The organism is Verrucomicrobiota bacterium, from assembly GCA_037139415.1.
Lineage (GTDB): Bacteria > Verrucomicrobiota > Verrucomicrobiia > Limisphaerales > Fontisphaeraceae > JBAXGN01.
Genome location: JBAXGN010000124.1, coordinates 1 through 24,231, shown reverse-complemented (window position 1 = coordinate 24,231; position 24,231 = coordinate 1). Strand labels below are relative to the sequence as shown.

Below are 24,231 nucleotides of genomic sequence, written 5' to 3'. Positions count from 1 at the left end.
CGCTGGTGGCTTGAATCGGGAATACGTCACCGGATTTACGCCCCAGAGTACTAAGGCGGTCCAAGGTCAGGCGCCGCACGCGCGACCCCAGAGTGGGCACGGGGCGGTCAGGCAAAAGCAGAAAGCGGCTGTTATTAACGACCAGACTCAACCGCCGGTCCCGCGGCGCGCGGGTCCAGCCAATCCACGGATCCCGGTGTTTCAAGTGTTTGGCGGCAGCGCTAAAGAGCAGCAGCCCGACCCAGGCCCCTTGGGCCTCGACCGCCACGTAGTATAACTGTTCGCCGACGGCCCGGATGCCCCCCAGATAGTGGTGCTGGCGCAAGAGCCGCTGAAAACGCTGGCGGTCGCTGCGGTCATTGACCAGCACCACGCGAACTTCATCCAACAAGACCGGTTTGGGCGACGGTTTGGATACCCGGTTCGTTTGTTTCATGCCCCAAGGGTAAAAAAATGGGGGACGCTTGTTCCGCAAAATCGGCGCCCCCCTCATTTTTACGGTCTCTCGTGCAGATCATGAATTTGCGCTGTTTCGGCTCGCTGATTTCGGTAGAAGGGGTCCGGCTAAATCCGAAATCCGAGGACCGAAATCCGAAAGAATACCGAATTCCGAATCCGGAATCCGATGCCTGGTGCGGAGACTGTGGCCGGGTCGCTTTTCACGTTGAAACGCGGCGTTTTCCCAGCCCGGCAACGGCCAGGGGAGTTGGTGGCTCCCCTGATGGATTTAGCGTGTTTTCGGAATTCGGACTTCGGGATTCCACCGAGTATTCCGCCAAAAACAGCAAAAAAACGTTTTCGCATTCCATTTATTCATTTCCGGGTTCATGATCCCCGTCACGCACGATGCAGGCGCTAACGGAAATGTTGAGCCAGGAAATCCGCGATAATGGCGGGGCGATTCCCTTTGAACGCTTCATGGAGCTGGCGGTGTACGCGCCCGGCCTTGGCTATTATGAAACCGCCGCACGCACGCCGGGACGGCGCGGGGATTTTTATACCAGCGTCAGCGTGGGCTGCCTGTTTGGCGAACTGCTGGCCTATCAGTTCAGCCGTTGGCTGGATTCCCTGGGCGAGCGCGGCAAACCGGCGACGTCTTGCCAGATTGTCGAGGCCGGCAGTCATGATGGACGCTTGGCCGAGGATATTCTGAACTGGCTGCATGTCTTCCGCCCGGATTTGGCGCAACGTCTCACCTACGTGATTCTGGAACCGTCCGCCGTGCGCCAATCGTGGCAACGAGAACGGCTGGCCCGCTTTGCTGCCCATGAACCCCCTCATCCCATCCTTCTCCCCCAAGGGGGAGAAGGTGCCCGCAGGGCGGTTGAGGGCGATTCCGCAATCCGCAATCCGCAATCCGCAATTTCCCAGGTCCGTCTCCTTAACTCGACGGCTACGAAAGTTGGTGAATCATGCGGACAAGCCGCGCAGGGCGCAACCGTGCAATGGCATTCCACCTGGCAAACGGTGTCCGCCGTGAACGGAATCATCTTTTCCAACGAACTGCTCGATGCCTTTCCATTGCGACGGCTGGGCTGGGACCGGGCCAATCAGCGCTGGTTTGAATGGGGCGTGACTTGGGCGAAGGATCGGTTTGGCTGGGTTAGACTCCCCTGCTCTGCTGACGGCTCAGCGGAAGAGCCCATGCACTTCTTTAACTTGGGCCAGCCATGGAGTCGGCTGGGGGCGCTGCCCGAGGAACTGCTCGGCACGTTGCCGGATGGTTATACCATTGAGATTTCCCCGCGTGCCGTCGCCTGGTGGCAAAAAGCGGCCCACATGTTTGAACAGGGGTGGTTGTTGGCGTTCGATTACGGGTATCTGGCCGGCGAACTATTTCGCCCGGAACGCACCCAAGGCACGTTGCGCGCCTACGCACACCATGCGCAGTCAGCCGATGTGCTCGCGAACCCCGGCGAGCAGGACCTGACCGCCCATGTCAATTTCTCCGCCTTGCAACATGCCGGACGGGAGGCAGGCACGAACGACGGCAATTTGGTATCGCAATCGCAATTTTTCATGCAAACCCTGGCGGCTATCACCAGGAATCCGGCGGGCTTTGCGCCCTGGAACGCGGCACGCACCCGGCAATTCCAGACACTCACGCACCCGGATTTCCTGGGGCAATCCTTTAAAGTCCTGTGCCAGGAAAAGTCCGAGGCAACCATCGAGGAGTGCTGAATCCTCGATGTCCGATCACCGGGTGGGCGTGCCAAAATACTCGCAGAAGACTTTCAGCATATCCGCGCCCAACTTCTCCCAGTCCTTGCCCAAGGGCGGCTTGTCGAGCTTGGCAATCCAGTCGGCGTTCAACTCCTGCACAAACGTATCCACGCCAAACCGATCCGGCCAGCCCTCGTTAATCGTGCCCACCTTGTTGGTGGAAATCGAGCAGCGCCGATCAAACCAGGTGTGAGCGCGCATGAGGTCCTCCACCCGCTTCAAGCGCGCCAGGCAGGCAACGGAATCATTGGCGGGCCGATAAACCATCATCGCGCCATTGTTATCATTGTGCCAGTCAATGGCGAGGTGGGGCTTTTTGCCTTTGGCAATCATCCCCTGCAACCATTGTTCCAGAGCGGCGTTTTCCGGACAGAGAGTGGCATCCGCCGGCTCGTTCCAATTCCGGTTAATATCGCGCCCATGCAGGTTGAACCGCGTGCGCCCATGCGCGACGCCGTCCTTGTTGGCCATGGGCAGCAGGTAAATGCAGAACCGCCGCGCATAGTCGCCCCCGGCATCCAGATCGCGCAACATCGCCTCAACCATGCCGTGCAACACCCAGTTGCCGCCCGGCTCCCACGGATGCGCCCGCGCCCGGCAAAAGACCCGGTAGGGCGCGTCCTCGCGACCCACGCGAAGGATTTCCAGTTCCCGCCCTTCCACCGTCTTGCCGATGATCTGAATGCCGACATCGGCATGGGTTTGTATCCGCGCTTTTAACTTGTCCAGGTCGCTGATCCGGTACGGTTCCAGCCGGGCCAGATACAGGCTGTCCCCTTCCAGTTTCAAACGCAATTCCAGGGTGTTATGATTGGTGTCCTTGTGCATCGGCAAGGCCTGCCACGCCTGCCCATCGCGCGAAGCAAAGCAATGCGTTTTCTCGGTGATGGGGGAACCCAAACGGCCGTTATAAATGTTATCGAAATTGGTGAACACCAGCGTCAGTTCCGCCCCCGGTTTCCCCATCAGCCGAAAGTTCCAGTGCCCATTCGCCCGGTTCGGAGTGTTATATTCGTGATCATAGACCAGACTGATCAGGATCGCCCCGTCTTGCCGAATGTTCCAAGACAACGGCGATCCATTTTCAATGGCGGTATCCAGATAGATAAATCCCGGCGGGTTGGTGATGACGTTCGCCGGAGCGACCGCAAGATGGCCTTCCAGACAACACAGAGCAGCCAAGAGTGATACTGCCGCCCAAAACGCGGGGCGCTGGCGGTGAACTACGGCGTTCCTGAACCCGCCCACACGGCAAACGGGTGATGATTGAATCGGCATACAACGTTTACTACCGTCATTTCGCGGCACTGGCAAGGCGTAAAGTTACCCTTGGCATCCGCGACCGTCCGATTATATTAACCAGGTAACGAGATTAAAATGCATGAGCGGGGATAAGTTAATTCCAGTGACCGTGTTGACCGGCTTCTTGGGAGCCGGCAAAACCACTTTATTGAACCAGTTGCTCACGCAACCGCATGGCTACCGGTGCGCCATCATCATCAATGAGTTTGGGTCCGTCAGCATTGACAATCAATTGGTGGTGGGTGCCGACGAGGAAATCACGGAACTCAACAATGGCTGCCTGTGCTGCCGGTTGCGCGGGGATTTGGTCCGCTGTCTGCACGACCTGCTGCAACGGCAAAAGCGGTTTGATTATGTGCTGATTGAGACCACCGGTCTCGCCGATCCAAGCCCCATCGCGCACACGTTCATGGCGTCCGAACTCGTCAAGCGCTTCCGCCTGGATGCCATCGTTACGGTTGTGGATGCCCGACACATCGAAAAGACCCTGGAAACCGCGCCGGAGGCCACTGCGCAAATTGCCTTTGCGGATGTCTTATTACTGAATAAGACCGACCTCGTCACCGCGCCGGACCTGGCACGGCTGGAGGCCCGCCTGCGCCGCATGAACGCGCTCGCCAAAATCCACCGCACGCAACGAGCCCAGATCGAAGTCGCCAATATTTTCAACGTCCAGGCGCGCGAACTGGCCGCCCCCATGCCGGTGGCCCCGGAGGAACCTGACGACGCGCTCGAATTCATCCATGAAGCGCCGGACCCGGCGCGCGATGCCGCGCCACCGCATCACCATCACGACGAGCGGGTGCGCTCGTTCGTCATCCAGGAAGACCGCCCGCTGGACTTGCGCAAGACCGAAAAATGGCTGACCGACCTGCTCTCCAGCCGGGGCGAGGACCTGTACCGCTGCAAGGGCATCCTTTACGTCTATGGCATGTCCCAACGCATTGTTTTTCAGGGGGTACAGATGATGTTTGAGGCGGAACCGGACCGCGTCTGGCATCCCAAAGAGAAGAAGACCACGCAACTCGTGTTCATTGGGAAAGACTTGAACGAATCGGTTATTCGCGAAGACTTTGCCAAATGCCTGGCCAACTGACCAAGGCCCCAACCAACCCGCTGCCATGCCTTACTACGAATACGAACTCACCGACGGCGATTGCAAAATCTGTGGTGGCCGTTTTACCCTGCGCCGTCCGCTCAGCGCCAAGCCGCTCGATAAATGCCCGCTGTGCAAGAAACCCGTGCGCAAGGTCATCACCGCTTTCAGTTCCCCCATCAAACTCAAGCCGCTCTCCATCACCGATGCCAAAAAAGCCGGCTTCAGCGTTTATAAGAAACTCGGGCGTGGCGAATACGAACGCCAATAAGGCTCGCCCCCGCCCACCGTACGATCGCCGCTCATCGCCGATGGCAGCGGCCAAACCGGTGAACTTGACCGTGAATTGATCCCGGAAAAACTGGGTGCCAACAAACAACCGCCGTTGTCCTGCTTAAGGAAACAGCAAGCGTGAATGGACCGAGAAACCGTTGGAAATAACGCTATTGGGCACCTTCTGCCAGTGGACCTCTCCACCCACATTGGTACTCATCAGACTCGCATAGCCGAGCAGCATTCCACTGCCTTGGTACAACGTTTGATACAGCACCACTTCCCGTTGAACCGTCAATGGCAGCGTTCCCGTCAGCTTGGTGCCATCGGCCAAGGTGCCAGACAAAAGCACCGAACCGGAAGGCTGGACCGCCAAATTAATAGACCCACCCAATTGGGAAATGACAACGTAATTCGGATGCGGCTGCCCGGGTATCACACGCGGCGCAAAAATAGGCGGCCCCTGCTCCACAGTCATCGAGTAATTGGTCTTCACTTGGGTTTGTTTCAGCACCGCTGCCGCCAACAGATCGGCCAGCCAGTTCGTCCCCAGTGTAACCGAGCCAGTCACCCCGTCGTTGTGGCTGAGATCCAAGCTCAACGCGACGGACAAGTCCGGATCATTGTTCCGCGAGATCGAATTCGTGGAATATCCGCCTGCATCAAACGCACCCGCAATAGGGTAAACGGTGCCTTGATAAGTCAATTGCCCCGTAAACGTGCCTCTGGTCGTCACCGTCAACTTGACCGTTCCACTGTTGGTCCAATCGGCCAGGGATAATAGGTTGCTCGGACTGAACAACCCCACGTAATCACCACTGCGCGCGAGGAAGGCGTTGGTGACAAAGTTAGCCTGCACCGTGGTATTGGAGCGCAACAACAGCCGTAAGGTGGGTCCATTCGTCAGCACCGTCCCGCCGCAAACCCAATTGGAGAGCAGACTGCCCGGTTGGGGAGTGGCAATGAGCGTATAATTTTTTCCAACCTCCAAGTTGGTGCTGGCATAAGGCGTCACCTTCCCCAAGCCGGTGCCTCCCGTCAGAACCGTCAGATTGTTTGTATGCACATAAAAAACGGTGAGTTTCCTGACCAGCGAAACGTTGCCGACAAAATCTGCGCTGTAAAAAGTGAGGAGGTTGGTGCCGGGCACCAGGTTGCTAATGGTCGTGTACCAATTCGTGGAGATCGCGGGCCAATTGGTCAGGGTTGAATGCCAGTTCGTGGTGCTATCCGCCTGCCGGAAACCGGCGTTATTAAGGCTATAATAGACGCCAGCTAACGCTGAGCCACTATTGACCACCCGTCCAAGGACCACCACCATGGCATTGGTTACCCGCACATTCGTCAGCGGCGTGGTGATGACCAGCACCGGTACTGCCGCATCCACAGTCAGGGTGATGGGCGCGCTGGTGACACTACCCAGGCTGTTGGAAACGATCACCCGGTAAATTCCCGCATCCAGCACACTGACATTGGGAAACAATAAGGTCGGCTGATTCGTATCTTGAATGGTATAGCCAGACCGGGTCCAGCGGTACGATAGCGGTTCCAAACCTTGCGCGACGACTTGCAGATTGGTCGTCTGCCCGGGGCGCACGATCACATTAGTGTAGGTTTGATACACAATGACGGGCGCAGTGACAACCGGATCAATCACCTTAAGAGCAGCCACCGCACTGGTCACTGCCCCATAGGCGTTGGTAATGACCACACTGTAGTTGTCCGCATCGCTTTTACTAAGGCTGGTCACCGTGAGCCGAGCCGAAGACGTGCCGGTGATTCTGGCCGTATCCACGATTGGTTTCCCCCCCTTGTACCACTGGTATGCCAAGGGGGTGGTTCCAGACGCCAAAACACTAAAGACCGCTTCACTCCCGACATAATTCGTGCTAGCGACAGGTTGCATCGTCACAGCCGGAGAGCCGATTTTAATGGTACTTTGTATAATCCCACCGCCAGCGGTATCCACACTGTAGCCACGGGCGCGAATCCAGGCGCCGGCAGGAACGGACACCCCGGCCAACTGCCATTCCGCCCCATTGCGCACGCCACTACCAAGGCTGACCCAATCCGCTTCATTGGTGGAGGATTCAAACGTGGTGCGCCAGATGTCATACACATTGCCTTGCCGTAACCACGTAATCGTCGTGCCGTCATAATTCAAATCAGTGTAATCGAGTTTACTTCCATTCAAGCGAATGAAGCCGGCGTTCACTTTTACGTCATACGTCTTATCCAAGGAACCATCGGAAAATAGCCGTCCACGCTGACTTACCGGTTGCCCGCTCAACTTGCTGAAATAGCCGTTAACCCTAATTCGACCGTCGGCCAACACTAACAGTGAGGATACGGAGGCGTCCGCGCCTGGATCAAACGTCGCGTCTAGCGCGCCGGTGGCACTCAGCCGCCCGATAAAAGGTCTTCGCTGCCCAGCCAGCCAAGTAAACGATCCCCCCACCAAAATCTTTCCATCCGGTTGCAACGCCAGGGCAAACACCTCATCATTGACTTTGGGGGTGAACGTCAGATCCAAAGAACCCTCGGCGTTCAGGCGGCCCAAGTAACCAACGGACTGGTCGCATAATTGAGTGAACATGCCGCCCACCAAAATCTTTCCATCCGGCTGCAACACCAATGAGGCCACCCAATTATTGGCACTCGGGTTGAAGGTCGTATCCAACGTGCCATCGGCGTTCAGTCGGCCAATCCGGTTGCGCGGTTGTCCGTCCAATTTGGTGAACTCGCCGGCCACGAGAATTTTACCGTCCGCCTGCATGGCCAGCACTAGAATAGTATAGTTGGCGTCTGAATTGAAGGACGTGTCCAACGAACCGTCGGCGTTCAGACGGCCAATCCGGTTGCGCGGCTGGCCACCCAGCGCGGTGAAACTTCCGGCCACCAGGATTTTCCCATCCGGCTGCACTGCCACCGCATTGACCACCGCGTTTGCGCCGGGATCGAACGTCAGGTCCACCGTGCCGTCAACGTTCAAACGGGCAATTCGGTTACGTGGCTGATTATCCAGGGAGGTAAAGGTCCCGACCACCAGCAGCTTCCCATCCGGCTGATACGCGCTGGCTTGAACATTGCCGATGATTACCGGGCTGAAGGCGAGGGTATCGCGATTCACTGCCAATCTGGCCACCACACTGGTCACGCTACCATAACGATTGCTCAGCACCACACTGTAATCCGCCGCATCACTCAGATGGAGATTGGTAATGGTCAGGCTGGAATTCGTCTGGCTGGCCAGGGTAACCCCATCCTTAAACCAGCGATAACGCAAGGGAAGCGTACCAGCCCCCGCTACGGTAAGCACCGCCGTCTTACCCAAATCCACACTCAGGCTAGCCGGTTGCAGAGTAATGGCTGGATCGCTCACCGTAAGCACTGCCGTCGCGCTGGTCACACTGCCTTGGCTATTTGCGATCACCACGCTATACGCAGCGTTATCGGCTTTACTCAGGTTACTCAACATGAGGGTGCTATTCGTAGCACCGAAAATATATGCAATGGGCCCGCGAACAATGGCGCTTCCACTAGGATTTCCACCAAGCGTCGGCGATACGTATTTGAGCCATTGATAAGTCAGCGGCGCACCACCACTAGCGACCACCCTGAAGGTGGCCACTGTGCCGGCAAGGTTTGTGAGGCCAACCGGTTGCATGGCGATCACGGGCGAGCCCGACTCGGGCAAAAAGCTAAGTTGATCCAACCAAGCAGCATCGGCACCGAAACTTCCACCGGCGTCCTTGACATAACGCCAGTGCAGCGTGTGAACCCCCGCCCCCAGCGAATAGGCTTGCTGCTGCCAAGGTGCGACACCTGAAATACGGTTGGTCAACGAGCCATCCAGATAAAATTCCAAGAAGTCGTAATCCGTTTCCGAAGAAACCATCCACCAAAATGTGAGGATACCAGCATTGGTAACCGTGGTTTCCAGCCAAGACTCCTGATTATCCAAGATGCTGCCGCTCTGAACGGCAGCCACGCCATCGTGGGTATTGGTGGTTTGGGGATACCAACCAGCCGCCCCCCCCGTGCTCCACACGAGGTTCGACGCATTCAAGGCGTTTCCCAAATCAGCACAAACTGGCAAACCCATCAGGCCGATTAACAGAAGCGCGGCCAAGGCCAGGCGCGATGGCAGCGCACCGGCGATCGTAGCGGATAGTTTTTGCATAAATAAATCTGGAAATACGTGGCGATATGCGTTGGTATTCAAAGTATTAGCGAGTTGCGGAGATTAAAGTTAAAACGTTCATGCCCCTTGAAAAACCAGCGGTCAACGAGGCTTGCAAAGCGCGTGTTTGGACAGGGGAAATCCACCACCAAATGTAGAATACGCGACCCCCGCGAATTTAGACAAATTCCCGGCAGCCACGGCATCGTTTTCAGGCGCATTCATTCCCCGCCAGCCTATGCCCACCCGGATTGATGTCAAGGTGAACTTTTGGCTTCCAATTGGGCGCGGTATCCATAGGCTGTCAGCCACGAGCCATTGATTTAAATATGGGTTTTTTCTCAAAAGAACGCTGGGCGCTGTTTGATTGTGTCACTGGATCCTGGTCCAGTGTCGAAAAATTACCATTTGAAATTGGCAACGCCACCGACGTGGATTTGCGTTTGGAGGGGAAAGAGGTGACGGACCGGCACTGCGCGTTGGTTCGTTTGCAGGAAAATAAACGACTGGCGCTGGTCAAGCGCGACCAGTCCGCCCGGGTGATCTTCAATGGGACCCCCCAGGAGGCGGTGGAACTCGCGGAAGGTGAGTATTCGCTGATCATCGGATCCAGTTTTCTCTTATTGCGGGGCGGAAAAGATTTGGACACCTGGCGAGACGGGTTGGCCGCCGACCAATGGTACATGCAGCAGCCCGGCATGGACAATTGGGAAGGGCCGTGGCCCTTGACAGAACTCTGCCAGTTCAGCCGGGAGGCGAATTATCCACCGGGAACCATTGCGATGCCTGGGGGGGCGAACATGGGGTTCTTTCTGGAGCAAATCCTTGCGGCCACCTCACCGCCCACGCCTCAACTATCGGCCCCCTGTGATTTTCCGGTGCCAGCACCGGAAAAACTGGCGGAGGCGGACACCAATATCTTCGTCAGTCCGGTTGAAAGTTCGGGCGAACTGACTTGCCCCACTTGCTGGCTGCACTTTGATACGGGTGAAATCATGCACGTGGCAGTGCATGACTCCTTGCGCGGTGATCCGATACTGGGCGCGGAGGCGCCACTGCGCTTCCAGGCCACCCAGTTTAATAATCTCGGTCAGGCACTGGATGCCTTCCGCCTGCCCTGCACGGATATGGCCTGTCCGCACTGCCGGCGCGTGTTGCCGCCGGGTTTTTTGCATGCGCCACATCATATTTTCTCCATCGTGGGCGATGCCGCCTCGGGAAAGTCGTACTATTTAAGCGTATTAATCAAGCTGTTGCCAGAGCGCTTGTACAAGGATTTCAAAGTCGTTTTTCAAGACGCGGATCCGGCGGGAAACGCCCTGTTGAACGAAATGAAGAATACCTTGTTCAATGCCAGCACTCCGGAACAGGCCATGTTGGCTAAAACCAACCTCGAAGGCGCCATGTACGAGCGGTTACCCCGCTACGGACGCACGGTAGCGTTACCCAAGCCATTCATTTATGCGACGTCGCTGGTTCATGACAGCCATAATCGCTGCGCGGTGATCTTTTACGACAATGCCGGCGAGCATTTTCAACCAGGGCGAGACTCTGCCAACTCCCCGGGCGCGCAACATGTGGCGAGTTCTTCCGGCATCTTTTACTTATTCGATCCATTTAACAGCAGCGAATTTCGCCAGCGTCTCCCGACCCAGGACGATCCCCAATTGGAACATCCGCTGCAAGATCAGCAGGACGTATTATTATCCGAAATGCGGGTGCGGGTGCAGCGACTCCGCAACCTGCGGGCGGATGAGCGGGTTGCCACCCCTTTGGCTGTTTTAGTCGGCAAATGCGACGCATGGCTGCCACTGCTGGGCTCCGAACCGCTGTCCAATCCGATCGCCAACGGAGCCTTGGATTACGCGGTGTTACGGCAGAACTCGGAGCGGGTGCGCGAACTGATGAAAGAACTGGCCCCCATGGTGGTAGCCAACGCGGAGAGTTTCAGCTCCAATGTGGTTTATTTTCCAGTCAGCGCATTTGGCCACGCGCCCACCAAAATTGCGGCGGGCGGCATTGCGCCAAATCCGCGTCTGCTCAAGCCGATCATGGTGGAAATACCGTCCATCTGGTTATTATCCCAAGTGGTGCCCAACTTGGTGCCTGCGGTCAATGCCTAGGATTTTCCTAATCCCAGCTATGAGCCAACCATATTCAAACGCCAGACGCAGACGCCCTGCGAGGAAAACCCTGCGGGCGGCGTTCGGCTTAACGTGCGCATGCCCAGCGCACGCAGGAAAGGTGAACCGAGGGTAACACGATGCCTTGGCAATTGATCTATACCAGCGCCGCCCGCACCCTGAAGGCCGGGCAGTCCGGTTTTGGAACGGTGGCACGCAGCCCCGATCTCTCGGAATCCCTGACGCAGCGGTTGGAGCAATTGAGCTATTACCACCATGAAGTCACCCTGGCTGCGGGCAAGAGCATCGTGCATCCCGTCATTTGTGCGTATCGCATCCTTGAAATTCGCGGGTCCCGATATCATGTGCTGACCCGCATCCAGGATGCCGGATTGGATTATACCAATCGCACCAATTTTCTCGCGCATCACTTGGTGTTCGCTCCGGATGAACTGGCCAGGCGCCCCTCCCCGGTGATTTTGTTTCAGCATTGGGATGGTTGGCGAAAGGAATGGCGGGAAGAACCCCGGCACATTCTCCCGCCAGAAATCGGCAACTTGGGCACCCTGCCCTTGCGCGTCAACCTGCCGGCCAAAGCGTGGGCCAGCCTGGGTGATGCCGGACGGGCAGCCGGGCTGGTCATTGAACCCCACGTGAAAGGGTGCTACCTGTTGGTACCAGCCGAACCCAAGCCAGGGCTACTCGATCTCTACGGGGAATCACTGGAATTATTGGATCACGATCTCAAGTCGCCGACCAATCGTTGGTTGGTGCCGTTTACCAATTTCATGCAGGCGGAGGATAGCCCGGCAGATTTCGTCTGGCGCGGTTGCGTGCCGGGCTCACCCGGCTGGCAGACGGCTCAGCGAGTGACGAATCTGCCGATAGCCGCCCCGGACGCAATCCGCGTGCCGGCCAATGAATGGGCCGAGGTTGCCCGGAATGGGCGGAATCGTCCTGCTCCCAAAGTTTGGACCGCACCTGCGGCATCCGCCGCCCCACCACCGCCAAAACCATCCGCACTTCCCAACCAACCAATACCCACCTCCGCCACACCGGGCACCGTCAATTCCAACACCGCCTTCATTCATAAGCCCGCCGCCCCATTGCCACCCCAGATCAAACGTGCGGCGACGGCGGCCAAAGTGCCGGCAAACTGGCCAAAGGAATCACGCCTGCCAATGATCCTTTCGATTATTGGGGGGGGAATACTGCTACTGTTGTTGCTGGGCTGGTGGTCCAAGAAACACAGCGCAAGGTCGGCTCCACAAGCCCCTCGAGTCGTTCATTCCCAAGCGACCAACCACTCTCAACCAACCAATCCCGCTACCATCACGGATCAGCCGCCAGACGTCCTCCCCGACCCGCCAACCAAGAAAAAAACGGAACCGCCGCGACAGCGCAGCGAATTGGCCAAGCTGGATGGCTACGCGACTTATATCATCCGCACCAAGCAGGGAGAGCCCACGGGGATTACTGCACCTGCCATCTTGGATTTAATCACCGCCATCGCCGAGCGCAAAATCCAACCCGACCGCGAAAATGTCGAGTGTCTGCTCTATGCCAACCGTCTGGAAATGGCGCATCCTCCAAATGGCATGTCCCTCTACCTGCGCGAAGCGCAGGACACGGATAACACTCTGGATCTTAAAAATGATTCGGGAGAGAGTGGGTTTAGGCTTCAGTACCAACTCAACGGCCCCGCAAAAAGTGTCACGTATAGTCCCTTCGGCAATTTATCAGCACATTTTCAAACCATCGTCCTCAAACCACCGGCCGGACGCGATAACAGTTTCACCTCATTCCGGTTGGTATTCTTATTCGACGATAAATCGCCCCCACCAGTGGCCATGTCCAAAGCTTGGTTGGAAGTGAATCAGCCTGAGGTGATGCAATCTATCAAACCCGACCTGCGCCAGCGGGTGGAAAATACAATTTTCATTCTGGGAGCGCAGCCCGCGTCATTTTCCCTCGTTCCAATCATGGATTCTGCTTCGCTGTGGAAAGGCTGGCCTGCAGACTCATTAAAACGTCCGGAGGGGGATTTGAATTTCAAGGCCGCCCTCTTGGGGATACAGAAGAAATTAGCGGAGACCATCCGGCAGAAGGAAGAAAATAGCCAATTCATTGAAGGCCACAAACCGTATGACCATCCATTGGGCTGGCTTTTGCATGAGAAAGACGGGATCATGTCCCAAGGCTTTTGGCATTGCTATGAAGCCGATAAAAAAATACCCAAGAGTTATCCGCCAGCATACCTTTACTACCTGAGCGGGGTATTGAATGAAAGCGGGACCGAGTTTAAAAAACTGCTCCCAATTAAACCAGACAATTTGAAAGAACTCGGTAAACGGGTTCGCGAAAGTATTGCACGAAAAAAAGAACGCGTTGGCGATGCTCCCAAGCGCCTATGGCTGGACCAGTTTGAAAAGAAGTTCAATGAGGACTATTTTAACGACTTCTACAAGTTCTTGCAACGTTGCGAACTGGAACGGGAGCAGGCTGACCTCATCGAGCGTTTATCCGGTTGGTTGGATCGGATACCGCAGGATAATTTGGATCGCGTCCAGGAAATCCGCCTGCTTCTCAAAGCGCCAGATAGCTTCTATTTGGAACTCATCAAATTCAAGTAAACCACCTGTACCCCGCCCATGAACTTATTGGAAGCCGAGCGTCTGGTGAAACGGATCACGGACCTGCTGCAAAAGCCAGGGCCGGAATCCTCGGGTTTGGCATTGGCGCAGGAATATGTCACCGCGTGCCAAGCCATTATCCGGCGCTTGGAACAATGCACGGCCCTGCTATCGGCGGGCAGTGAACAGCAGGCGTTGCAATTGGCGGATGCCGCGCCACCATTGCTGGACATGATTACCCGGCTGGCATTTCAGCAGGCGGTCGAATGGCGGCAGTATTGCAAAAAAAATGAGCTGCCGGCAGTTGAACCGTTTGACAGCAAGTCCATCCGTTTGCTCAGCGAGGCGTATGGCCGGGGATTTTCCCAGGACCACCCGTTGTACCGCGATTACCGCGCCGCCATCATGCGGCAGAATGATGAACAAGCCGTGGTCGTGCTGCGAAAAATCATCCGGCGCAGCCCCGGAGATGCCAATGCCATCAAGGAAAAGGACCGCCTCGTGCGCAAGGTCCTCAATGCCCGACTGGAAAAACTGCGCCAGACCATGGCGGCAGACCAAGTGGTGGAAACCATCCAGCAAGCCCAGGAAATTGAAGCGCTCAACTATGAACTGTCGCCGTCCGGCGCCGTGTGGCAGCAGGCCCAAAAGTTCCGCTGTCGCGACCTATTAAGCCAGGCGCAAGCGGTCCGCGAGACTGGAAATTGGCAGCGTACGGGAGAGTTGCTGGGCCAATTGAAATCATTGCAAGAAGAGTGCTCAGTTCGGCTTGAGCCAGAGGCGAGCGACGCCATCGCTGACGGCGAAAAATGGATTGCGGCGTGTGAACTTCAAGACGCGGAGGAGCGCAAGTTTGAGCGGGCAATCCAGAAGCTGCAACAGCAGGTGGAACAGTGCGAACAGGCGCAGTTGGCTGCCCCCTTGCCATCCAGCAAGGAATTGCATGATCGGCTGGAAACATTGGAACATCACTGGCGTGAGCTGGAACAATTCCACCGCCCCATCGCCACCGATTTGAATGCCCGGACGCAAAAAGCGCGCCAATACCTGCAGGATCAGCAGGCCCAGGAGAAGCGCAAACGCCGCAATTTCATCTTGGTGGGGATGGTAATTCTGACGGTATTGGCCATCGTGGTAGGTCTATGGATATACCAACAACATAAAGTCCGGGATTACGACCAGGAACTGGCCGCCCTGCGAACCGCCCGCCAAGTGGTGGCGGCGGAAAAATTATTGGAGCAGCTCCGCCAGCAGAATGCGGCACTGACAGAGTCATCGCGCTTGCGGACGGCACTCGAACAGACCGCTGTTTTTTTGCAACAGGAGTATCAGCGCAAGACCAACTGCGAGGCCGCGCTAGCGCAACTGGCCAAGCTCGTCGCCGATGGCTTCACCAGCCTGTCTCCGCAGCAGATCCAGACCAACTACGATCGAGCGCGCCAAACGGCAAGCGCCGCCGCACCGGATTTCAAACCGCAACTGGCGTCCGGATTGCAAACCATGGAACACCATTGGACAAGCTGGCTTGAACAACAGCGGCAAATCCGGCGGGAAGCGTTGCGCAAACAGATCAGCGTGGCTGAAACCATGGCTGCCGGCCTGAAGTACGAGCGTACCCCAGCGGAAGTGGAAACCACGTTGACCCAACTGGCACCACTTCTGGCCGAGGCGCAAAACCTGGCGACCGCACCGATTCCGGCGCTGGCGCCCTCTGCGGAAGCAACCGCATCCCTGGAAACGTTAAAGAACAAGGCGGCCATTTTTTCACGGGAGGTCGAACGTTGGGAACGCATTCTGGCGGTATGGCGTTCTCCCAACACGATTACCAACTACCTGGCTTCCCTGCGTGAATACCAAAAATCTGCTTTCGCACCACCAGCCGGGGTTAGCGCCGCCGGCCAACTCGCCAGCTTAAACCCATCCGTGCAACTGCTGTTGGGGCCATTGCTCTTGCCCGGCCACAGTGAGGCCTGGAACCTGTTCTTGAACCGACCATCCAACGTGCATCGTCCAACGGAATTATTACCGCGCGAACGCAGCCTGCTGGTGCAACTCAGAGACGATGAAAACGTCAATAATACCTTTGCCTATGAAATCGTCATGCGCGATGGCTCCGATCACTGGCCGGTATATTCCCGGGCACCATTGGGGACCAATCGGGCCGGTTACAAAATCGGTTTTGTCTATAATCCAAAGGAACGCGCTGACGTGCTGGAATTCAAACAAAGTGTGCTGTCGCCCATCAACCGTAGCATCCTCGAACTGGGTCGCTCCCGGGAAAGTACGGCGTTTGATCAACTTGCCATTTTCGATGGACGCCGCGGCACAAACTGCACCGACAACTTTCTGGGGGTACTGGATGGTATCAACCGCCTGCAAGACCAGGGAGTCAACGCGCTCTTTCAGGCCTATCTCGCCCTGCGGTTGCATCAATGCCTGGAATTGCGTCCCATCGAATGGGGCGTCCCTTGGGCTCCCAGCCTGACGGCGGATCGCAAACGGCTGGAGGAAATGGGAGCCAAAATCATTGCCTCGGGCGATTGGTTTGTGCCCAATAAAGTGCAGATGTGGACCAATCTGCTGCATGCGCACTTTGCCAAAGCGCGACAACTGTCCTATGTCAACCAAGGCTTTTGCCTGCGCGATCTTGCCAAACGCACCCTGGATGCCGGATTTGCCGTGGCTGGCTATGTGGACCTGAACGGGCAACCAATCGAAACCTCCACCACCGCCGCCAGCGAACTCTGGGGTTGGAACCGCAGTCAGGCGCCAGACCTGCTGTATCGCCGCCGGGCTGGCAAACTGGAGGCGGTCCAGCCGCCCATGCTCTTCACACCCTTGCTGGCGTTTCGCGGTGCCCGTGCTGATTTGCTCAGAGAAGTTGCCGCTGCGCAGCGGGTGGACCTGGAGGCGCTCAAACTGTATTTGCCGCCCTTCTATCAATTACCGCCAGTTGGTAATCCGTAAGCGGGGGCGATGCCGCATTTTTAGAATAATACAGCGGACAATTTTTGTAAACTGGGCGGTCAGAAACAATGAGTGTGGTAATGCAGATCAAACCACACTCCGGCATTGCCAAGCAGGCTGATTCCAGCCAATGATTGCCTCATGAATTTTCGGGCTAAAGTTTTGACAAAGGAACAATTGACGCCGTGGCGGGCCGCGTTGCGGACCGCCGGACGGAGTTTGGTGGTTACCAATGGCTGCTTTGATCTACTGCACTTGGGGCATGTGACTTATCTTGAAGCCGCCAGAAACCTGGGGGACGCCCTGCTGGTGGGTGTCAACGCCGATGCCACCGTGCGCCAGTTGAAGGGGGCCGGCCGACCTGTGAACTCCGAATCCGACAGGGCCACGGTACTGGCCGCCCTCCAAAGCGTGGATGGGGTGTATGTGTTCCCGGAATACGACGCCCGTACTCTCTTGACGCTGGTTCAGCCGGACATTTACGCGAAGGGTGGCGATTACACGATTGACACCATCAACCAGGAGGAGCGCCGCTTAGTGGAAAGCCTGGGCGGCAAAGTCGCGGTACTCGGTGGCGTGCCGGGCCGTTCCACCACGGGCCTGATTGAAAAAATGGCCAAGAGTTGATCGCTCGCTCGCAAAACCGTTCGACATCCACCCAAAACTTCGCTTCACTAGGGCCATGCCAAAACGTCAGGCACAAATAAAAAGGGATACCAAAGAAACGCAGATCAAGCTGCGCTTGAACCTGGATGGAACGGGTAAATCCGAAATCCAAACCGGGCTTGCGTTTTTTGATCACATGCTCACGCTGTTCGCCAAACACGCGGTCGTGGATCTGCAATTGCGCTGCGACGGCGACCTGGCGGTGGACGCGCACCACACGGTCGAGGATTGCGGAATCGCGCTGGGACAGGCGGTATTGCAGGCGTTGGGCGATAAGAAAGGCATCCGCCGTTACGGGGCGGGCTTTGACCCGCGCAATCCGTTCTGCGGCGAAGCGTTTGTGCCCATGGATGAGTGCCTGGCGCGCTGTGTCGTGGACTTTAGCAATCGGCCATTCCTGGTCTGGCGCGGTATGGATAAACTGCCCTTCAAGCGCATCACCGTCGCCGAGAAGACCCAGGACATGTCCAGTGCGTTCCGCTTTGGGCTGGCCCGGGAATTCTTTCAAGGCTTTGCCAACGAGGCGCGCTGCAACCTGCATTTGGAATTGCTCTACGGCGAGGAACCGCATCATGTGGTGGAAGCGCTGTTCAAAGCGTTTGCCAAGGCGGTGGACTTTGCCTGCCAGCACGATCCGCGCGTCGCCAACCAGTTGCCGAGCACCAAAGGCATGCTCTAACCCAAACTCAATATGGAAAAACCTGATCAATTACGTGAATTATTCCGGATGCAACAAGCGCTCAATGAGCGCATCGGCGTCCAAACCGCCGGCATGACCGACGAGGAAAAAACCAAGTGGGTGCTGAACTATTGCCGGGCCATGTCCCAGGAAATCGCGGAGCTAACCGATAGCGTGCCGTGGAAGTGGTGGGCGAAGTATCAGAAGCTCGACCAGCAAAATGCGCGGGTGGAAGTGGTGGACCTCTTTCATTTTCTCATCAGCCTGGCACAGGTGTTGGGCATGAGCGCCGACGATGTCTTCCAGGCGTACGTGAAGAAAAATGAAGTAAACTTCAAACGCCAGGAAAGCGGGTACACACAGAAAGACCACGACGATTCCAAGCACATATAATTGGAAAACCGAATTCCGAAAGCCGAAGACCGAATAAGCGAGGGCCAACGAAAGCCAAACCCTACAGGGGCGATTTCTGCGCAGAGTGCGCGATTCAGGGTTTCTGTTGGCGGGCTTGCGGACGGCGAGTTAGGTGATCATTTTTTAGGTGAGGCAGGTTTGAGGTGAGTTGGAGTTGGGTAGCCTTGCAACCCTTGGCGAAAGCATGAATGCAAGGGGGAAAGATTCCCAAAATCACTGGACGAAAACAAAAAAACGGCATTAGAGTATCCGCATGTCGCTAGAGTCGCATTCATCTGATTTTGTGGATCCTGAATTTCAGGGTGCCCGCCGTAACACGTCCGCCGCCCCCACGCGCCAGGACATGGATGCCAAGGTGACGGATGTGCAATCGGAATTGGCGCGTTTACGCCAGGAACAAGAGCAGTTGGAGCGCGAGCGCGTCGCGTTGGAAGAAACGCGTCGACGGCAGGCGGAGTGGCAGACCGGGCGTACGGAAGTCATCCAATGCCTGACCCGGGGCATCGGCTTGCTGGAAAAAGCCGAATTCGATTCCCGGCAAGAAGCGGAGCAGATGGCGAAAACGTTGAACGGGCTCAAGACCGCGATCCAAAACGTGCAGGCCATCTCTGAGGAAAATTGGACCAAGGACAATTTTCAAAACGAAATCACCCGCAGCCTCACTGCCTTGGAAAATGCGCGCATGGAATGGAACAGCGCCCAGTTGAAGCACCTCATTCTGACCGCCAACCCGGACGCCAACCCCGCGCTCGCCACGCCCGACAAACCAGCGTTGTCCAACGCCCGATGGCTGGCCGAGATGGACTTTATGGAACTGTGCCGTCTGGGCCTGGCTTTAACCTGGCCGATTGCTCTGGCTGGCCTGGGAATCCTGGTGGTTTTATTACTGCGCGGCAAATGAGTAGGACCATGTCATTCTTCCGCAAAAAGCCGGACCCGATCACCGAGCGCAATAAGGCGCTGAACCAGCGCATTGCGCAACTGGAAGCGGAAATTAAACAGCTCAATAACACGAATCCCCCGGATTCACCACCCCGCCCGCGACCAATTCCCCAACCACCGGCCACCACCAGCAGCACCCAGCCCTCCCGTCCGCCCGCCGCACCGCTGTTCATTGAAGCCGCCCGCAAACCGGCGGTACCCTCGATGGAGGCGATTCCCCAGCCGCAACTATACAACGACTTGGGCGTGCGCAAATACAATCTCGCCGAGGCGATTCGCCGGCTGTTCAGCCATTTTCGCGGTCCCGAACCCAGCAACCCGAAATTTGTGAGTTACCTGGCAGCGGGTAATATTCAAGGATTGCGCCCCCTGCGTTACGAAAAGCGGGTGGCGCGCAACCGGTTTATCGCCCTGGTTATCGTGTTTACGCTTGCCCTGTGGGGTATCCTGGCCGTGATCATGGGCCGCCACTAACCCCCCGAACCTTGGGAACAAACATGAGCCTGCCAACCTTAACCGTAGCCACGGAAGACGGCATTTTCATCATGGCCTGCACCACCCAAGGGGTTTGCCGTCTGGAATTTCCCGTCCAAAATCAAAAAACGATCACCAACGCCGACGCGTCTTCGGTTGATAAAAACACAGTGCGCCTGGCCACCGCAGCGCTACAAAAAATTCTTAACGGCAAAACTCCCGATGCACTGCCGCCACTGGATCTGTCCGCTGCCACACCGTTCCGACAGCGCGTCTGGCGGGAATTGCAAAAAATTCCACCCGGAACCACCAAAAGCTACGCGGCCATTGCCCGCGCGATTGGTTCACCGCAGGCAGCGCGGGCCGTTGGCGCGGCGTGTGGCGCCAACCCCATTCCGCTGTTCATTCCCTGCCACCGCGTTATCACCACCGGTGGCAAGCTGGGCGGATTTTCGGCGGGGCTGCGCTGGAAACGGTTGCTTTTGGAACGGGAGGCGGCGGCGTGCCATAGCAGCTTGCCAGCAGCAACGAGTTAGCGCCGCCTCAAGCTGCCGCGCTTTGATTTTGTGGCTTTGGTTTTGCTTGAATGAACAAACCAAGTCGTGTACTCTAATGACACTGATATGAAACGGTTAGCAGTTATCCGTGGATGGAATGCCTGGAAAGGTCAACAATTCCCAGGGGCAGGTTCGTTATGAAATTTCAACAAAACATCTTGCGACGCGGCTGCTTGGCAATCCTGACGCTTTTGGTTGGCAGCCAGGTTTTCGGCTTGGATACTAATTCCTGGATTCTTTACGTCACCCGCCAACCCCGAGTGCTGGGCAATGGCATTGTGCTGGACCGGGATACCAATGGCATAACGATCTATACCATTGACGCACGGGAAACCATTCCACTCACGAATTTGCTCAGCCTGAGCGGCGCTCGGTTGGATCCGACGGGCGGCTATGTGCCAACCCCACCTCCCCCTACCAACACCAGCCTCTCCCCTACCACGTCTACGAATAAGCTGGTGCCTGACGAGTTATGTGCGGTTGCCGGTCTCGTAACTACCAACAAAACTCCCGCTGAAAGCTATCTGGGCATGCCCACCCCCGTCCTGCGTCTTTCCAGCACCGCCAATCCACCAGCCAACCTGGATGAATATATTGCCTGGCTCAATGACACGAATGCCGCCAAAGGCTTCACCGAGTGGTATTATATTCCCAGCCAAAACCGACTGGAGAAATATTTCATCCCGGCTCCGGCACAGAAGGTGGCCCCCGTGTCTTGGGCTGACCTGCGCACGTTTATCATGGCCTATAAAAAAGCGGACCGCCCCTACGTGGAAAACATGTTTGTCGGACGACACTACGCTCTGGACCTGATCACTACGGCGAATGAAGCTGGCATCGCTGCCACGCTGATGCGCTACACCACCAGCAACGCGGTCTTTAATTGCGTGCAGTTTCCCACCACCGATGCTGGCATCGTACTCATAGATACCACCCAATACCCAACGAAGACCTATCCCACGCCCTTTGTCATTTATGATATCCAAGTGGGCAGCCCGGTTCAAAGTTTCCCCATCGTCCTGTGTCCCAAGGAAGCCCCATTACCCAGCCGTGAGGAACGCGTCAAACAGCGTGGCTACGAGGATGGCGGTCCCGTGTTAGGCACCATGACTGCCCCTTGAGGCCAGGCAATAACGACCATCACCATTCCCCCGAACAACCATCGTCGTTCTGTCCGCTGCATGGATTTAGAACAGCATCAGGTCGAGATTCAAAAGAACCTGCACTATTGGCAGAACAAGCCACTATTGCAGGAAATTTATGCGGGCTTTTACCGGCGGATTGTGAGCCTTATTGACCAGCGCATCCCCGGTAAAATTGTGGAAATCGGTTCCGGTATCGGTAATTTGAAAACCCACCTGCCCGGTGCCATCACCACCGACCTTTTCCCCAACCCCTGGCTGGACCTGGTCTGCGATGCCTACGAACTGCCGTTCGCGGATGGTGCGGTGTCCCACTTGGTGGCGTTCGATGTGTTCCATCATTTGGAAGCGCCCAACGCCTTCCTGAAGGAAGCGCACCGGGCACTTTGTCCGGGGGGGCGGATCATTCTGTTCGAGCCGTTCATCAGCGCTGCCAGTTATCCCGTTTATGGTTGGTTGCACCATGAACCAGTCGCCTTGCGAAAGCCCATCCAACAGGCAACCACGCTGCCGCCTCCCCGCGCCTATTACGCAGCGCAAGGCAATGCCACCCGGCTCTTTTTCAAACAGGAAATCCCCGGCTGGCCGGAAGGTTGGTCCATTTTTCACCGGGAAGCGTTCAGCGCCTTCCATTACCTGCTATCTGGCGGCTACAGCAAGCCGGCCTGTTACCCCGCCGCCGGGCTGAACCGGATGCGCCGGTTGGACGCCGCCTTGTCCCGCTGGCCGCGCCTGTTTGGCGGGCGTTGCCTGGTAGGCTTGACGCGGCGTTGATCCGGCCAAGAAAAAAGCCATGGCTTCCGTGGAAACCATGGCTGGTGAAAATTATCCAACCGCTCAGAGCTTGATCAATTCCTCAGCAATCTGCACCGCATTAAGCGCCGCTCCTTTGAGCAACTGATCGCCGGATACCCAGAAGCACAGGCCGTTATCCAGCGCGCAATCCTTGCGGATGCGTCCGACCTCGCAATTATACTTTTCTGAGGTGTACAGCGGCATCGGGTATTTCCGGTTGGCGGGATCATCCAACACATCCAGCCCCGGCGCCTTAAGCAGCACTGCGCGCGCGGCGTCCACTGTGACCGGCTTCTCGAATTCGGCGCTGACCGCGACGGAATGCGAGCGGTACACCGGCACGCGCACGCAGGTAACGCTGGCGCGGAAACCGGGATGATGCATGATCTTGCGACCCTCGTTTTCCATCTTCATTTCTTCCTTCGTATAGCCGGTGCCCAGGAAGGAATCCACCTGCGGCAGGACGTTGAAAGCGATCTGGTACGGGTAAACGTCCGTCGTGACCGGCTGGCCGTTGACAATCTGCTGCACCTGCCGCTTAAGTTCCTCAATGGCCTTGGCTCCGGTACCGGACACGGCCTGGTAGCTGGAGGCAAAAATGCGCTTGCAGTTAAAGGCGGCATGCAACGGGTACAGCGCCATCAAGGTGATGGCCGTCGTACAATTCGGGTTGGCGATAATGCCTTTGTGCCATTTCACATCGGCGGCATTGATCTCGGGCACCACCAGCGGAACGCTGTCATCCATGCGGAACGCGCTGGAATTATCCACCACCACACAGCCTGCCTTGGCCGCCAGCGGGGCGAATTCCTTGGAAATGGAGCCGCCCGCACTGAATAGCGCGATGTCAATGCCCTTGAACGAATCTTTAGTGAGTTCAGTGACGACACAATCCTGGCCGCGATACGTCAACGTCTTGCCCACGGAGCGGGCCGAGGCCAATAAAGTCAGCTTACCCACCGGGAAATTGCGTTTCTCGAGGGTCTTAATCATCTCGATGCCCACGGCTCCCGTGGCACCGACCACTGCGATATGCGGATTATGGTTCATAATCAAACGGGGCGCACTATTGCAAGCCGCCGGGCGTCTGTCAAATGTCGTGAATAACTTTTTGAAAGCCCATTGGAATTTGAATAAATCAGTGGGTCTGCGAAAACTACTTCAAAAGTAGTCCAAAATTGCACCGGTGTGAGCGGTGTAGTTTGAGAATTGTGATAAAATTATGCACGAATAATAAATCCGAAAACCGAATTCCGACCCTGGAGAACGTGACCGCGAATGACGGGTATGGCGCGAATACGACCAGAAAACTTTTGCAGAAATATTTTCGGGCAGAAAAATATAAAGAAAGAGATAGGAGCTGGGAGGCAGGAGTTAGAATACATAGAAAACTGGACCAAAACTGGACCGTTTCTGTACCAAAAATGAAATTTTCAGGAAGTGGCTTCGACGGACGTCATTTTTATAAGTTGGTGTAAAACAGACAGTTGTGATGAGTTTTCGGTAGCCGCCGCTGGTCCATCCGGGTGGGGGGTGGTGCAGTTTGGTTGCGGGAAGGTGGCCAGAAGCTGGCGCAACGAGTTCTGGCAGTAGGCGAAGCTGTTGGAAAACAGCATCCGATCCAAGTTCATGAACCGCTGGGCAGTGCGAAAGTATTGGGTGATGAGGGATGGTTTGGGGCGCGGGCCAATCCGTTTCGGGGTAACACGGATGATGGCGCGGATGATGACCGGCTTGATGATTTTGGGGCGGATGATGCGGG

The 24,231-nt window shown here is 56.6% G+C and carries 19 protein-coding genes; 14 read left to right on the top strand and 5 right to left on the bottom strand.

The window, feature by feature from the left end:
• The coding region (locus WCO56_19880; protein ID MEI7731842.1) for a Druantia anti-phage system protein DruA at positions 1 to 436 on the bottom strand (436 nt) is incomplete at its 3' end.
• 410 nt (positions 437 to 846) lie between these two features.
• On the opposite strand from WCO56_19880, the gene WCO56_19875 reads away from it, so the two are divergent.
• Positions 847 to 2,181, top strand: a complete 1,335-nt coding sequence (locus WCO56_19875) for an SAM-dependent methyltransferase (protein MEI7731841.1) — start codon at positions 847 to 849, stop codon at positions 2,179 to 2,181.
• Positions 2,182 to 2,196: 15 nt separating this feature from the next.
• On the opposite strand, the gene WCO56_19870 is transcribed toward WCO56_19875, so the two are convergent.
• Positions 2,197 to 3,405, bottom strand: a complete 1,209-nt coding sequence (locus tag WCO56_19870) for a M14-type cytosolic carboxypeptidase (protein MEI7731840.1) — start codon at positions 3,403 to 3,405, stop codon at positions 2,197 to 2,199.
• Between the two features lie 199 nt (positions 3,406 to 3,604).
• Between WCO56_19870 and WCO56_19865 the strand changes: the two genes are divergently transcribed.
• Both WCO56_19865 and WCO56_19860 read left to right on the top strand, forming a co-directional pair.
• Positions 3,605 to 4,621 (top strand): GTP-binding protein, encoded by a 1,017-nt coding sequence (locus WCO56_19865; GenBank protein ID MEI7731839.1) that lies wholly within the window; start codon positions 3,605 to 3,607, stop codon positions 4,619 to 4,621.
• A gap of 25 nt (positions 4,622 to 4,646) precedes the next feature.
• Positions 4,647 to 4,892, top strand: coding sequence for a zinc ribbon domain-containing protein (locus WCO56_19860; protein ID MEI7731838.1), 246 nt, complete (start codon positions 4,647 to 4,649; stop codon positions 4,890 to 4,892).
• Between the two features lie 123 nt (positions 4,893 to 5,015).
• On the opposite strand, the gene WCO56_19855 is transcribed toward WCO56_19860, so the two are convergent.
• The gene (locus tag WCO56_19855; GenBank protein ID MEI7731837.1) at positions 5,016 to 9,077 is read right to left on the bottom strand and encodes an immunoglobulin domain-containing protein; all 4,062 of its coding nucleotides are present in this window, start codon (positions 9,075 to 9,077) and stop codon (positions 5,016 to 5,018) included.
• Positions 9,078 to 9,406: 329 nt separating this feature from the next.
• Between WCO56_19855 and WCO56_19850 the strand changes: the two genes are divergently transcribed.
• The 11 genes from WCO56_19850 to WCO56_19800 all read left to right on the top strand — a co-directional run bounded on the left by WCO56_19850 (position 9,407) and on the right by WCO56_19800 (position 22,448).
• Entirely contained in the window at positions 9,407 to 11,200 is a 1,794-nt protein-coding gene (locus WCO56_19850; protein ID MEI7731836.1) for a hypothetical protein, read from the top strand.
• A 140-nt stretch (positions 11,201 to 11,340) separates the two neighbouring features.
• A complete protein-coding gene (locus WCO56_19845; protein MEI7731835.1) occupies positions 11,341 to 13,833 on the top strand; it encodes a hypothetical protein in 2,493 nt (830 codons plus the stop codon).
• Between the two features lie 18 nt (positions 13,834 to 13,851).
• Positions 13,852 to 16,800 carry a hypothetical protein gene (locus WCO56_19840; GenBank protein MEI7731834.1) on the top strand — a complete coding sequence of 983 codons (2,949 nt, stop codon included), beginning with the start codon at positions 13,852 to 13,854 and terminating at the stop codon, positions 16,798 to 16,800.
• A gap of 162 nt (positions 16,801 to 16,962) precedes the next feature.
• Positions 16,963 to 17,427 (top strand): adenylyltransferase/cytidyltransferase family protein, encoded by a 465-nt coding sequence (locus tag WCO56_19835; protein MEI7731833.1) that lies wholly within the window; start codon positions 16,963 to 16,965, stop codon positions 17,425 to 17,427.
• Positions 17,428 to 17,482: 55 nt separating this feature from the next.
• Positions 17,483 to 18,145 carry an imidazoleglycerol-phosphate dehydratase HisB gene (hisB, locus tag WCO56_19830; GenBank protein MEI7731832.1) on the top strand — a complete coding sequence of 221 codons (663 nt, stop codon included), beginning with the start codon at positions 17,483 to 17,485 and terminating at the stop codon, positions 18,143 to 18,145.
• A gap of 12 nt (positions 18,146 to 18,157) precedes the next feature.
• Positions 18,158 to 18,538, top strand: coding sequence for a dUTPase (locus tag WCO56_19825; protein ID MEI7731831.1), 381 nt, complete (start codon positions 18,158 to 18,160; stop codon positions 18,536 to 18,538).
• Positions 18,539 to 18,842: 304 nt separating this feature from the next.
• Entirely contained in the window at positions 18,843 to 19,460 is a 618-nt protein-coding gene (locus WCO56_19820) for a hypothetical protein (protein MEI7731830.1), read from the top strand.
• 8 nt (positions 19,461 to 19,468) lie between these two features.
• Positions 19,469 to 19,975: a hypothetical protein gene (locus WCO56_19815; protein MEI7731829.1), complete on the top strand. Its 507-nt coding sequence runs from the start codon at positions 19,469 to 19,471 to the stop codon at positions 19,973 to 19,975.
• Positions 19,976 to 19,998: 23 nt separating this feature from the next.
• Entirely contained in the window at positions 19,999 to 20,511 is a 513-nt protein-coding gene (locus WCO56_19810; protein ID MEI7731828.1) for a methylated-DNA--[protein]-cysteine S-methyltransferase, read from the top strand.
• 158 nt (positions 20,512 to 20,669) lie between these two features.
• A complete protein-coding gene (locus WCO56_19805; GenBank protein ID MEI7731827.1) occupies positions 20,670 to 21,653 on the top strand; it encodes a hypothetical protein in 984 nt (327 codons plus the stop codon).
• A gap of 60 nt (positions 21,654 to 21,713) precedes the next feature.
• Positions 21,714 to 22,448, top strand: a complete 735-nt coding sequence (locus tag WCO56_19800; GenBank protein MEI7731826.1) for a class I SAM-dependent methyltransferase — start codon at positions 21,714 to 21,716, stop codon at positions 22,446 to 22,448.
• A gap of 63 nt (positions 22,449 to 22,511) precedes the next feature.
• On the opposite strand, the gene WCO56_19795 is transcribed toward WCO56_19800, so the two are convergent.
• Both WCO56_19795 and WCO56_19790 read right to left on the bottom strand, forming a co-directional pair.
• Positions 22,512 to 23,519 (bottom strand): aspartate-semialdehyde dehydrogenase, encoded by a 1,008-nt coding sequence (locus tag WCO56_19795; GenBank protein MEI7731825.1) that lies wholly within the window; start codon positions 23,517 to 23,519, stop codon positions 22,512 to 22,514.
• A gap of 383 nt (positions 23,520 to 23,902) precedes the next feature.
• The coding region (locus WCO56_19790) for a hypothetical protein (GenBank protein ID MEI7731824.1) at positions 23,903 to 24,231 on the bottom strand (329 nt) is incomplete at its 5' end.